General features: G+C 38.1%; 13 protein-coding genes and 1 riboswitch. Of the genes, 2 read left to right on the top strand and 11 right to left on the bottom strand.

Annotated elements, in window-relative coordinates; genetic code table 11:
* Positions 1 to 7 precede the first annotated feature (7 nt).
* From IGJ66_RS01420 to IGJ66_RS01410, 3 genes are all read right to left on the bottom strand, one after another.
* A complete protein-coding gene (locus IGJ66_RS01420) occupies positions 8 to 454 on the bottom strand; it encodes a DUF3290 domain-containing protein (protein WP_067483175.1) in 447 nt (148 codons plus the stop codon).
* A 173-nt stretch (positions 455 to 627) separates the two neighbouring features.
* Complete coding sequence (locus IGJ66_RS01415; protein ID WP_430616713.1) at positions 628 to 2013, bottom strand: gluconokinase; 1386 nt, start codon at positions 2011 to 2013, stop codon at positions 628 to 630.
* A 3-nt stretch (positions 2014 to 2016) separates the two neighbouring features.
* Positions 2017 to 2763, bottom strand: a complete 747-nt coding sequence (locus IGJ66_RS01410; protein ID WP_067483177.1) for a hypothetical protein — start codon at positions 2761 to 2763, stop codon at positions 2017 to 2019.
* Positions 2764 to 2866: 103 nt separating this feature from the next.
* Between IGJ66_RS01410 and IGJ66_RS01405 the strand changes: the two genes are divergently transcribed.
* Positions 2867 to 3223, top strand: a complete 357-nt coding sequence (locus IGJ66_RS01405; RefSeq protein WP_067483179.1) for a hypothetical protein — start codon at positions 2867 to 2869, stop codon at positions 3221 to 3223.
* Positions 3224 to 3249: 26 nt separating this feature from the next.
* Here the strand turns inward: IGJ66_RS01405 and IGJ66_RS01400 are convergent, their stop codons facing one another.
* The 8 genes from IGJ66_RS01400 to IGJ66_RS01365 all read right to left on the bottom strand — a co-directional run bounded on the left by IGJ66_RS01400 (position 3250) and on the right by IGJ66_RS01365 (position 11873).
* On the bottom strand, positions 3250 to 4029 hold the full coding sequence (locus tag IGJ66_RS01400; protein WP_067483181.1) for a ChbG/HpnK family deacetylase: 780 nt from the start codon (positions 4027 to 4029) through the stop codon (positions 3250 to 3252).
* 20 nt (positions 4030 to 4049) lie between these two features.
* Positions 4050 to 5894, bottom strand: a complete 1845-nt coding sequence (locus tag IGJ66_RS01395; RefSeq protein ID WP_430616712.1) for a glucose PTS transporter subunit IIA — start codon at positions 5892 to 5894, stop codon at positions 4050 to 4052.
* Positions 5895 to 6006: 112 nt separating this feature from the next.
* On the bottom strand, positions 6007 to 6825 hold the full coding sequence (locus tag IGJ66_RS01390; RefSeq protein ID WP_071868582.1) for a PRD domain-containing protein: 819 nt from the start codon (positions 6823 to 6825) through the stop codon (positions 6007 to 6009).
* 356 nt (positions 6826 to 7181) lie between these two features.
* A complete protein-coding gene (gene ribH / locus IGJ66_RS01385; RefSeq protein WP_067483187.1) occupies positions 7182 to 7652 on the bottom strand; it encodes a 6,7-dimethyl-8-ribityllumazine synthase in 471 nt (156 codons plus the stop codon).
* A 14-nt stretch (positions 7653 to 7666) separates the two neighbouring features.
* Positions 7667 to 8845: a GTP cyclohydrolase II gene (gene ribA, locus IGJ66_RS01380; RefSeq protein WP_430616711.1), complete on the bottom strand. Its 1179-nt coding sequence runs from the start codon at positions 8843 to 8845 to the stop codon at positions 7667 to 7669.
* A 16-nt stretch (positions 8846 to 8861) separates the two neighbouring features.
* Positions 8862 to 9458, bottom strand: a complete 597-nt coding sequence (locus IGJ66_RS01375) for a riboflavin synthase (protein ID WP_086270558.1) — start codon at positions 9456 to 9458, stop codon at positions 8862 to 8864.
* Between the two features lies 1 nt (position 9459).
* Positions 9460 to 10518, bottom strand: a complete 1059-nt coding sequence (gene ribD, locus IGJ66_RS01370; RefSeq protein ID WP_430616710.1) for a bifunctional diaminohydroxyphosphoribosylaminopyrimidine deaminase/5-amino-6-(5-phosphoribosylamino)uracil reductase RibD — start codon at positions 10516 to 10518, stop codon at positions 9460 to 9462.
* 118 nt (positions 10519 to 10636) lie between these two features.
* Positions 10637 to 10773: riboswitch (FMN riboswitch) on the bottom strand.
* An 80-nt stretch (positions 10774 to 10853) separates the two neighbouring features.
* The gene (locus tag IGJ66_RS01365; RefSeq protein WP_067483194.1) at positions 10854 to 11873 is read right to left on the bottom strand and encodes a PocR ligand-binding domain-containing protein; all 1020 of its coding nucleotides are present in this window, start codon (positions 11871 to 11873) and stop codon (positions 10854 to 10856) included.
* A gap of 171 nt (positions 11874 to 12044) precedes the next feature.
* Here IGJ66_RS01365 and IGJ66_RS01360 point away from each other — a divergent pair, with 171 nt between their 5' ends.
* Positions 12045 to 13181 carry a glycerol dehydrogenase gene (locus IGJ66_RS01360; RefSeq protein WP_067483196.1) on the top strand — a complete coding sequence of 379 codons (1137 nt, stop codon included), beginning with the start codon at positions 12045 to 12047 and terminating at the stop codon, positions 13179 to 13181.
* Positions 13182 to 13195: the final 14 nt, after the last annotated feature.

Below are 13195 nucleotides of genomic sequence, written 5' to 3'. Positions count from 1 at the left end.
TTTCTCCTTACTCATTGATGATTTTAATCTCTGGATTAGTAACATATGCTCGTTCTAGCGTATAAGATGTCTGGTCACCGCTTAAGTTGACTTTATAAAAATCATCTGCGATTTTCACAATGATTCCGTCTACCAATTGTGTGGAATTGACCAAGATCTCTTCTTTCGCTAAGTTTTTTTCTTTTGAAATTTGTTCCACTAGGTTAACCATTTGAGAAGATTGGGAGTGTCTACTTTGGTTCACTTGATAATCCGAATACTGAACGCCAGAAACAAACAATAAGAATAAGAAAAAGATAATGCTAAGATCTCGATACTTCGTTTGAATTCGATGTCGTAAATACAAACTAAAAACTACGACCAATAGAATCAATGAACCAAAAATAAAAAAATATTTTACATAATCATTTAAGTTCGTTTGTGCTTCCAAATAGGTGATGCTATAAAAAGTCATACAATTCCCCTCGCTCATATCTGTTCAAACTGAAAAAATTTCAGTTCTACTTTTCTCAAAAATGGCAGTCGTCATTCATAAAATAAGTCAATCCGACTGAAATAGACAATCAAAACACGACTCATATTTGAAACAGCATACAGCTCACGCAATTTTCGTCGTTGAGCTACACGTTAGTCAAAGTAAGTCTGAAATACTGGTTGAAACTCCGCATGGCTTTCTTGATTAGCCGACCATTTCTGCAGACGAATTGGCGACTGTTTTGAAGCTACCTGAGTAATTAACCCATACAAACCATAAATCGGTTCATTTTCACCAGCCAACCAACAATCTGCTCCTAAGATATCTGCTGTTAATTGGCACAAAACAGCTGACTCAAAAAAACCACCACTGACTGCTAAGTTACTTGGTTCATTCACCATTTCATGGAGTCGCTTAACGTTGAACAGTACCCCTTCAATCACTGCTCGAACCATCTCAGCTCGGCGGTGATGAATCGTTAAACCTTTAAATTCCGCTGTTTGATTGGCTTTCCAAAGTGGAGCTCGCTCACCGTTGATATAGGGGAAGAAACGTAATCCCTTGGCACCGATTGGCGATTGTGCTAAATAGTCCGGAATCTTTTCATAGAATTGTACGGGGTCATCTGCAAAGACTTGGCTTGCCCACTCAAGTACTTTCCCACCGTTATTTGATGGCGCACCAATCACATAAATATTTTCAGCTAGATAGTAGCAAAAGTTTTGACGCTGCCAATCCAAAACTGGTGTACTAGTTATTTCTCGAACAGCAGCACTCGTACCAATGGTCAAACTTGCTGACAATCCGTTTGCCAGATAACCACCATAAGCCGCTAAACAACCATCACTTGCCCCTGCAAAAACTTGTACGCCAGGTAAAAAGTGTAGCTCGTCAGCCAGTTCTCTTTTGATTAAATATGAAGTAGTTGGTTCTACTAACTGGCCTAATTGATCCGTGCTGATACCAAGGTAACCTAAGATTTCTTTATCCCATTGACGTTTGGCTAAATTCAATAAACCTGTAGCAGACGCCGTAGACAAATCAATTGTTGAAACACCAGTGAAAAAGCCCATGAGCAATTCCTTCAGACCCAACCATTTCGTATTTTCAGGATACATTTTTCTTTTCTTAAAATAGAGAATTTTGGCAAAAGGTGTCATTTCATGAATCGGTGTACCTGTTTTTTGATAAAAACGTTCGGCTTCATTCGCCTGCTTGAAGACCGCTATCGCTTCTTTGCTTTGAGTGTCAGACCAAATAAAGACTTGTTCAAATTCACCAGCAACCACAGGCATACAACTGTGCATCGCCACGCTAAAACTGATTTTTGTGATTCGCTGTTTTAATGAGCGAGGTATTTCTCGCAATTCATTTTGGATAATCGCTAAAATTTCAGAAGCTTTTTGATAACGGACACCCCCAGATTCGCTGTAAGTTTCCAATGGTACACGATGATAAAAAATGGTTTCTCCTTGAGCGATTGCACCAAATTTGATTGCAGTGGTTCCGATGTCAATACCTAAAAATATATTAGTCATTTTTTATTCTTCCTTCTTGTGTCTTTCTGAATTGTTTTCCTCAACTTTTTGATGTACTCGAGAAAGATTACTTAATCGCTTTTCTTGATGTTTTAAATGAATATATCCCCAGCTAACTATGACCAGAGCACCAAGCATATTTACGATGCAATCTTTCATCGTATCAATCAGTGCCTCATGCCCACTTAAAATCTCGCCTTCGCCTGTCATAAATTTTTGCATGTTAGTCCCTAATAAATGATCCGCTAAAAATTCATAGACTTCCCAAAGCAACCCGACTGTTGTTGCAAAGCAAAAGGCAAACAAGCTAATAAAAAATGGACTTAATTGAAGCGCTACTCGTTTACTTCGATTTAAATAAGCGACAATAATAAACCCTAGCGAACCCAGCATTGCCGCGCTAAATCCATGTAAGATCATATCCCAAAATGGTATTTTATAGTAGAAATTGCGTACCTCACCCAAATAAATTGCACAAAACAAAAAAAGAAAGAAAAGAATTTCCATCGTATCAGGAATCTCAATATCAAATTTCTGTTCTACTTGCCTTGGTAAAAAAATAATAATCATTCCTGCCACACATTGCAAAATCATCAACACATAATCACTTTTGACATGTTCGTACTCAGTTGTCGATGTTCCAGATGGCGTTTGAATCATCATGATAATGGCATATATAGTAGAAATTGCTAGTAAAATAAAGACTAAATAAAAAATAATCTTTTTCTTGTCCAACCAGTTTTTTTTCATAACAAGCTCCTTTGCTCATCTGGTTCTTCCGATGAGTCTTTTCCCTTATAAACATGATACAATAAGTGGATAGAAAATAGGAAATAACTAAGAGGTGAATCTAGTGAATAGTGAAAAATCATATACTCAGATCAAACAACTCATTGAACAAGAAACCAATCAAGCAGGCAAAAGCTTCACTGTTGGAAAGTTCACAGGCATTGGCTGGCTATTTATCCAACATTCGCCAGAAGAACCCGCTTCACCACTAATTGCAGTCAAGCAATACGCAAAAACAGTGAATATTTATGTACCCATTGATGAAAATGAACCGCCATTGGTTGAACAATATGCTCAGATCTTTGGCAAAAGCAATTTGGGTAAGACATGTATTCGGATCTCTTCTTTAACACCAACTCGTTTAGATGCTCTAAAAGCATTAGTCCAAAAGATCAAAAGAGAAGCTGAACAAAGCGCGTAACTACGCTTTGTCCAGCTTCTCTTTTTCTATTTTAAACTGGCAAAATCAACAACTTGATACTCTGTTGTTTCAAACCATTTTTTTAACTCAGAGGAAGTCAATGTTTCTAAATCTTGACAACGTGGCAAGGTTAATGTGCTGTGGTCTAAAACGTATTGATCTAAGAAACCAGGGTGAAGATGTAATTCAATCACTGTTTCTTCTGGTAATGCTTGGTAACCAAACGCATCGTCTGCAAAGTCACTAAGCTTCGTTCCACGATTGAGTACCGTCATCAATTTATCAAAATCAGGAATTTCTGCCAGTTGATAGGGCAATTTTTTTGGTGGTTGGTATCCATAAAATAAATTGGCATGGATGCCATATTTTTCAGCCAATTCAAATAAAGCTTGTCCAACTGCTTGATCGCCAACAGAATGTGTTTCCATGTGCACTGGGAATTCACCAAGTAATTCCTTAAAATGTAAGATTTGTGCTTCCATTTCTTGTTTGATTTCATGATAGTTAAACGTCAACGTTCCACCATTTTTGTAATGACTTGAAGAGAGGAATAGCCCCTTTTCATCCACTAAACTAGGAATTTTTTTCGCATCTGTCACTGGTTTTCCTAAAGTAAAGTTGATATGCAGATTGATTTCAACCGTTGGATCAATTGCTTGGATCAACGTAACTCCAGCTTTAGCTTCAGGCATATTCACCATTAACGAAGTACTCCTAACGATTCCTTCTTCCACACTTTTGGCAATTCCTAAATTAATAGCCTCTGACATTCCTAAGTCATCTGCATTTAAAATAAATTTTCTCATCATTCAGCCTTCCTTTTCACTTACTTCGTTTGAATCAGATGATTTTTATCTGTTAATGAAATCTTGACTTCTGGATAATCAAGTGTGTTTGTTAAAACGACTGCTGTTGTCGTATCGTAATCAGCTAATTGACTGAAATCCACTTGTCCAATGACTTGTCCTGCAGTTACTCGATCACCTTGTTTAACCTGCCAAGAAAAACCTTTTCCATTTAATTCTACTGTATTGAGACCAATATGGATTAATAATTGCTTACCATCATCAGCAGTGAACCCAATCGCATGTTTTGTTTGAGCCACTAGCTCTACAACACCGCTAACAGATGCATATACCGTACCCTCACTTGGTTTGATTGCAAAACCTTCGCCCATGCTTTTTGAAGAAAATACTGGATCATTGATTTCTGAAATCGGCAAGTACTCTCCATTTAAAGGTGCTACTACTAAGTTAGCTTCACTTAAGTTAGTAGATGCAACTGGTTCTGCAGAAATTATTTTCTGTTCTTCTTCACTAATTGAGACTGTTTTCATTTGCTTACGCATCCACAAAGCAGTAGCTACTAGCGCCACGAAGAATGACACACCATTCGCTAATAATTGTGCACTAAAATTATTTCCAGGTCCTACAAACATTGAGAATGTAAAAATATTGGCTACTGGGGTAAAAGAATAAGCTTTGGTTTCAAAAAAGCCACTGATTGCGCCGCCAAGTGCTGCAGAAATCGAACCAATAATAAATGGCATTTTATACTTCAAGTTAATCCCATAAATGGCAGGCTCTGTGATCCCAAAAAAGCCTGATAATGAAGCAGAGGCAGCAATTTCTTTATCTTTTCCTTTTCTTAAAAATAGCCACGCGCCAACTACAGCACCAAATTGACCAAATACACCGTTAGAACCAATTGGTAAAATCGTATCTGCACCAGTGTTTTGAATATTGATTAACGCAATTGGTAAAATTCCCCAATGTAAACCAACCATCACTAATAATTGGAACAAGCCACCTAATAATGCACCCGCTAAAATCGGACTAAACGCATACACGCTAAAGTATGCTGTACCAATCAAATTGGCGATTCCATTTCCTAAAGGACCGATCAAAGCAAAGACTGCAATTCCGGTAATGATGATTGTAAAGAAAGGAACAAATACTGTGTGAGTGACTTTAGGCAAAACTTTTTTGACACCACGTTCGATATAGCTTTGTGCCCAAATTGCTAAAATCGTTGGAACAACAGCACCACCATAAGTTTTGAAACTAATCGTTAATCCCAGCAATGACGCACTATCTAAAATACTAGCATCTGTTAATGGATAGATCATTGCCGCTGCGATTGCCAACGCTATAAATTGATTTGTCTTAAATCGATTGGCTGCTGTTACTGCGATAAACAAGGGTAATAATGTGAAGACACCAGATGCTAAGATACTTAACAATTGATATAGTCCGCTATCTGCCGGCAAAATATTGTACATGGAAAGTGGAATCAAAAATCCTTTTAAAATCCCCGCTGCTGCCAACACACCAATATATGGGGTGAAGATAGCTGAAATTGTCGCAAACAATTCATCGTACCATGTTTGTTTCTCTTTTGGCTCATTTACTTGTTTCTCCGCATCTTCTGGTAATAGTTTCACTAATTCATCAAAGACATCCACCACGTCACTTCCAATTACTACTTGATGTTGTCCACCAGACTCGACATATTGAATCACACCAGGTACTTCTTTGATTTCTTCTTTTTCAACTTTTTGTCCATTGTTTAAATAAAAACGTAGGCGTGTCGCGCAGTGTGTTAGTGATGAAACATTTTCTTTTCCTCCCACTGCTTCTAAAATTGCTTGTGCTCTTTGTCGATCGTCCATTTCTTTTTCCTCCTTAAAAATTGTTCGTAAAAAACAAAAAACCAAAAAAACTAGCCCTCTTCAATCAAAAGAGAGTCGTTTTTTTGGTTATGCCTGGTCGAACCAGTTACACTCAAATTTCACTTATTTTTTTGATGTGGATTAGCAGATAAAGCAAATCTTCTTCGTCCAACGTCCAACCGTAAGACTCCTGCAAATAATGCTCGATTTTCTTTACGCACTGCGCTTCTTGCACATATTGTGCACGCAGTGTTTGATACAATTCATTTTTTCGATACTCAGTTGTCTCATGGTTAAGTTTCCTAGCAATAAAATATTTAAGATGCGTCACAAAACGTAAATAGTAGAATGAATCTTCTGGGAACTCTTTATGAAAATGATACGTAATAATATTGTTCACATCACTGATAATTTTAATGTAAGGATCTACTTTTTCCCGCTCACCAAGACTTGCTTGACTATTGATAAAATGTAAGGCGTAGGCGTGTGCTTCTTGTCTAGGAATTTGTTTACCTGTCTCTTCCGCCAAATAGTTCACCGCCCAATTTCCCAGCTCAAATTCTTTCGGGAAAAACTTTTCGATTTCAATTCGAAACGGTGCACTTAAAGAAATTCCTTGGTCCAAACGTTGCAACATGTAGTTCGTGTGATCCGCAACATTTAAAAACAAAAGATCTGTCGTTGGTAACTGGAGTTCTTGCTCAGCTTTTTTGACAATTTGATGAGAGTAGTTCATGACTTCTAGCGGAAACTGAGCCAAGTTAATCCCATTTAAATTGGAATCATTTAATTGATATACTTTTTCGACTTCATCTTCTGCAATCGTTTTAGGAAATTTTCCAAAGCCAATTCCCACTTCTGCAACAATAACTTCTTTGCCATCTTTCATCGCTAATGCAAAATTGTTGTTGATACTCTTGATGATCTCCAACTCGCCACCTCCAATCTAAGACAATAAAAAAGCCAACATTAATACACTGCTCCCACAGTCTATTACATGCTGGTTGATGCCTGGTCGGACCAGTAACACGCCTTTTATGTGAACATCATAACGGTAACTTCTTCAAAAGTCAATGATAAATGTAACCGTTTTTCGTTTTTATTACAAATGTTATACAATTTTCCTTATTTTTCTATCGAAAACAAGAAAAATTCTGTTATTACAAATACGCATCACTTATACAAGAGCAAGGGTTGAACCTCCTACTGTTTCTAGTCAGTAAAAAGTTCAACCCTTGCTCTTTTTATTCTTTACTGAAGTAAACGAACAAATTAAGGCAGCCGCAATCAGTTGTTCCTAATTTGTTGCGTTAAGGAAATCATCTCGAGTAATCCTTGTGCCACGTTTGCCCCATTATTTCCAGCTTTTGTGCCTGAACGTTCAATTGCTTGTTCAATTGTTTCTGTCGTCAGAACACCGAACATAACTGGAATTTCTGATGCTAAACCAACTTGTGCCACACCTTTTGCTACTTCATTACTAACCAATTCGTAATGAGTCGTTGCTCCACGAATCACCGCCCCAAGAGTCAACACACCATCATATTGATTCGTTGCAACGATTTTTTTGGTCATAAAGGGAATTTCAAAGGCTCCTGGAACCCAATAAACATCAATATTTTCTTCTTCTACGCCGTGACGAACCAAGCTGTCAATTGCCCCGCTTAGTAGTTTTGATGTAATAAATTCGTTAAATCGTCCAATAACAATCCCAATTTTTTTCGTTTGTCCATGAAAGTTTCCTTCAAAAGTATGCATTGTTTTCTCCATTCTCAAATTGATAGTAAGTGATGAAATCTTGTTTTTTTCGTTTGTAGATACGTATAGTTTTCTTTTTCTGGCGGGATCTCAAGCGGCACGCGTTTAACGACCTCAATTCCTTGTTCCATCAACTGTGTCACTTTTTCTGGATTATTCGTCAATAATTCGATTCTCTGAATACCCGTTTTCTTTAACATTTCTACCGCAAATTGGTACGTTCGCTCATCTGGCTCAAATCCTAAAGCAAGATTCGCATCATAAGTATCAATACCTGTTTCTTGTAGTTGATAAGCCAATAATTTATTTTTTAAACCAATGCCTCTGCCTTCTTGACGTAAATAAAGAATAGCGCCTGTTCCTCTTTCCGAAATCATCCTCATAGCTTCATGAAGCTGGTCGCCACAGTCACAACGGTGGGAACCAAATACATCGCCAGTCAAACATTCAGAATGAATACGCACGAGTAAAGGTTCTTCACTCTTTCGCACATCACCTTTTGTTAGCAATAAATGTTCTTCACCAGCGTTGTCCTCAAACAAAGTTAATTCAAAGTCACCGTATGCTGTAGGTAGTTGAACAGTTGGTCGTTGCTCTTCCAAATATTGTTTCAACTCTTCGACAGTAATAAGTGGCATCTGCCAGCTATGCGCCAAAACTTTTAGTTGCTCCAAACGTGCCATTGTTCCATCTTCATTTAAAATCTCACATATATAGGCAGCTTCTGATTGATTGGTTAATTTTGCTAAATCAAGTGCAGCTTCCGTGTGTCCTCTTCGCTTCAAGACGCCGCCTTCCTTGCCTATCAACGGAAAAATGTGGCCCGGTTGATGGAACATCGTAGCTTTCGTTGTTGTTTGCCCTAAAGCTTTGATCGTCTTTGCTCGATCGTAAGCAGAAATACCAGTTACCGTTGTTTCATAATCAACACTGATCGTAAATGCCGTACCAAATGGATCGGTATTTTTTTGGACCATCTCCGTTAACTGTAGCTGCTTGGCACGTTGAAGAGAGATTGGCGCACAAATGAGTCCTCGAGCAAATTTAGTCATAAAATTAATTTTTTCTGGTGATACTAAGTTTGCAATCCCAACTAAATCTCCTTCTGCCTCCCGACTTTCATCATCTGCTACGATAATTAAGTTTCCTTTTCGTAATTCTAGTAAAGCTTCTTCAATTTTTTTATGGTTCATCTCTCTTGTCCTTCTTTCACCACTTAAGAATTCCTTGTGCCTTTACATACTTGCCTAGTAAGTCAGTTTCAACATTGACCAACTGTCCTTGAACCAGTTTTCCTAAATTCGTTTGTTCTTTTGAGTGTGGAATCAAGCTAACCGAAAAGGTCTGCTCGGTCACTGCTGTAACAGTTAAACTAACACCATTGATTGCAATCGATCCTTGCGGGATAATTTCACCTTTAAAAGTACCCGGTAATCCGAAAACAAAAACAAAGGCATTTTCTTGCATTCTTTTTTGTAGCAAACGAGTCGTACCATCTACGTGCCCGGTTACCAAGTGTCCTTCTAGTCGTCCATTATAAGGCAATGCGCGTTCCAAATTGACCGGATCTCCGACTTTCATTTGCGAAAAAGTCGTTCGCTGATACGTTTCTGGCATCATTTCCACACAGAATCGTTGATTGTTGATTGCAATAGCCGTTAGACATGTACCATTGATAGCCATACTGTCTCCAATTCGATAATTGTCTAACAATTGTTCAGACGCTTCGCAAGTAAGTTCGATTGTGTGTCCATGTCGTGTAATCTTAGTCACTTTTCCCTGCTCTTGAATCAATCCAGTAAACATTTTATACTCTGCTCCCCACGATTTTTATTGTGTTGTCTAACGCTTGGATTGTGACATTGTTCAATTCTGTTACTTTTTCAACATGTCGACTAGAGGACATACTCGCAACACTATCACCACCTAAAATTTTAGGTGCAACGTAAGTAATCAGCTCTTCCCAACACGCACTTGCCAAAAAAGCATCATGGATTTTTGCACCACCTTCAACATACACAGATTGGATCAGTCGTTCTCCTAATTTTGTTAATACCTCGGAAATCAAAACTTTCGGCAGATAAATTACCTCAACATGTTCCGGTAATGTCCGACAAATTTCAGACTGTTCTGTAAAAATCAAAACTGGCGCTGTTTCATCTTGAAAAACAGCAAGATTTTCGTGTTCGAACACCCTTCCTCGTCGATCTAAGATTACTCGATAAAACGGAAAATCGTTTATCGCACTTGTTAACTTGGGATTGTCAGTCAAAATAGTTTGACTTCCTACCAAAATTGCTTGGTAATTCGCCCTTTCTTCGCGAACTTTTTGCACCACATATTCACTTGTTAATCTGGTTCGTTGGTTCAATAATGCTAACTTTCCATCTAATGATATTGCTTGTTTTAGCGCAACAAATGGCCGCTTCTTTTCAAAAAAATAATTGTAATGTCTGTTTAAATTTCGAACCTCTTCTTCTAACACACCAACTAAAACATGAATCCCATGATCTCGTAGTTTTTTTATCCCCTGACCAGACACTATAGGATTAGGGTCTACTTGTCCGACTACTACTTGCCTGATTCCAGCAGCAATAATTGCCTCTGTACAAGGTGGTTGTTTTCCGTGATGGTCACAAGGTTCTAGAGTGACATAAATTGTTGAATTGAGTAGTTTTTCGGGAGTATCGCATAAATAATCAATTGCTACTTTTTCCGCATGCGCATCGCCATATGCTAAATGTGCGCCGACTGCTAGGACTTGATTGCCTTTCACAATGACTGCACCGACTAAAGGGTTCGTAAATGTTTTCCCACGCCCTTTTTCCGCTGCTAGAATCGCTTTTTTCATAAATCGTTCATGCAAATGAATTCCTCCTTTCCAAACAAAAAAGCCCCGTGTAATTACACGAGGCTCATAGTCAAAATAAACTCAAAGAAGCACGACAAAAAAAGGGACACTTTTCCCGTCATTTTTTCGATAAGTTTTTCTTCTCCCATCCAGACTTTAACTGTCGGTTCTAGATTTTCACTAGATCAACCGCAAACTATTGCGGGTCACGGACTTCAAGTTAGACTTGTCACCGTCGGTCGGGAATTACACCCTGCCCCGAAGAAACATATTCAATTAACAAAAAAAGCATAACGTTCAAAAAAAAGAATGTCAACTGCTTTTTTCTTGTGCTTGATTAGCAACTTGCTTCAATCCATCGGAAAATGTTTGTGTCGCTTCCGGTAATTCAATGGTGTGATTCCCTTGATTTTTTTGAATGAACGTACAAAGTAACTGGCCTCAACATAACCTAATTGATCGCTAATTTCGCTGATTGTTAAATCTGTTGTCCTCAATAATTGTTCCGCCCAATAGATTTTTAATTTCGCATAAATTTGACTGAAAGGTTCTCCAAACTCTTCTTTCAACTGTCGGCTTAAGTAGCTTGGACTCAAATTCGTTACATCGGCTAACATATTTAGATCGACATGACTTCCTTTATTAGCAAAAATCAGATCAATTGCAGGTTGCAGCATTTTATTTTTGGCTAGATACCTATCTTTTTCTGTCCCTAATTGGTTTTCCAATAAAGATTGACGAATGTCTGCTTGCACTGTTTTTAAATCAACTGATTGATCCGGTACTTCTGCTTTTTTTGAAATGCGGAGTGTCTGCTTATACGCTTTGATTAAATAATCTTTTTTGATTGCTTCCGTTACGATGTATTCGCTTAAACTTTCTAACATTACAGCTGTTCTCTGCAAATCAGCCAAGGTAAACTGGGGATATTGTTCAAATAATTCGTGATGTTCTTCTTTAAATGCTTCCAATCTTTCTTGGTCTTCTACTTGTAAAACTTGTTCTAACTTTTCTTGTCCATCTATTAGCAGAACTTCTCCAGCCATGATTGCACCAACATATTGATTATCAACCATAATTGGGATTGCCATATCAACAATATTAAAATGGCAACGGTAAATAAACGGCTCTCCTGTTCGAACAGCTTCCAGACCTCCTCTTGAATCACATTTTTCACAATAAACAGCCAATTCAGGGTGATTACGTACTAACTGGCAAAAAGGTTGAACTTGGCTGTGTTTCGTAATTGGTCTACCCCGATAATCTACTAAAATAATGGCCAAATGTGTAGCGAGGGCTAGACTTTCTTGAACTTTTTCCCATTTATCTAAATCTAAAACTTGTTCGATATCAAATAAAGTTGTGCTCATTTTCTCACCTCTAGTTAGTAGTATAGGACGATTTTCTAAAAATGACAAAATAATCCTATTTCACAAAATACTTCAACACATTCTCGAAAGAAAGCGGTATCAAAGTTCAATGATTCTTTGATGATAACGCTTTATGCTATAATAGTAAACGATAACAAGGAGGAACTACTGATGAGAAAAGCACTAATTTTACCAACCAAATATGTACAAGGTGAAGATGAATTACTGAACTTAGGTTACTTCGTATCGACTTTTGGGTCTTCTGCATTACTGATTGCAAACCCGGCTGATGTGGATCGTATTCGACCACAACTAGATGCTACCGCAGAGAAATTTGGTGTATCATTTATTGAAGGCGGTTTCAGTGGTGAAGTCACTCGAGCAGAAACAAAACGATTGCAACAAGTAGCTAAAGAACAACACACTGATTGCATTATTGGTTTAGGTGGCGGAAAAGCGATTGATGCTTCAAAAGTTGTAGCTGAGGGTGAAAAATTAATTATTGTTCCAACAATTGCAGCACAAGATGCGCCAACCTCTCACTCGGCTGTTTTGTACCATGAAGACGGTTCATTTGACGACTATGCTTACTTTAAACAAAGTCCAAGCGTTGTCTTAGTGGATACAAAAGTGGTGGCAAAAGCACCTACTCGTTTCTTGGTTGCTGGTATGGGTGACGCATTATCAACTTATTTTGAAGCACGTGCAACGCATGATTCTTATTCCCGCGTTAACGCAAGTTTGCCAATGGGTTCAAGAGAAGGATTAACTCCTCCGGCTAGTGGCACTTATGCTGCCTTAGCGATGGCAAAATTATGTTGGGAACATTTACAAGAAGACGGCTTGAATGCAAAAATTGCTTGTGATGCGAATTTAGTGACTGAATCATTGAGTAAAATTGTCGAAACAAATATTTTGTTATCTGGTTTAGGATTTGAAAGTGGTGGTTTAGCTGCAGCTCATGCCATTCATAACGGAATGACTGTTTTACCTGGTGCACATAGTTACCTTCATGGTGAAAAAGTTGCTTTTGCCACCTTAACTCAGTTAGTTCTGGAAGATGCAAAAACGGAAGAAATGAATGACGTCATGGACTTCATGGCTTCTGTTGGATTGCCATTGACGCTAGCTGATCTAGGTGTGGATCACATTACTTATGAAGAAGCACTTGAAGTAGCAAAAATCGCTTGCATTCCTGAAGAATCCATTCATTCAATGCCGTTCCCAATTGTTGTCGAAGATGTCGCAAACGCTCTAATCGTCGCTGATCGAATTGGACAAGCCTACAAAGATAGAATGCGTAACTAAAAAGGAGTTTTTTG

Source organism: Enterococcus sp. DIV0176 (assembly GCF_050528535.1).
Classification (GTDB): Bacteria; Bacillota; Bacilli; order Lactobacillales; family Enterococcaceae; genus Enterococcus_B; species Enterococcus_B thailandicus.
The sequence above is the reverse complement of the archived record's forward strand: the minus strand, read 5'-3'. Positions and strand labels throughout refer to the sequence as shown.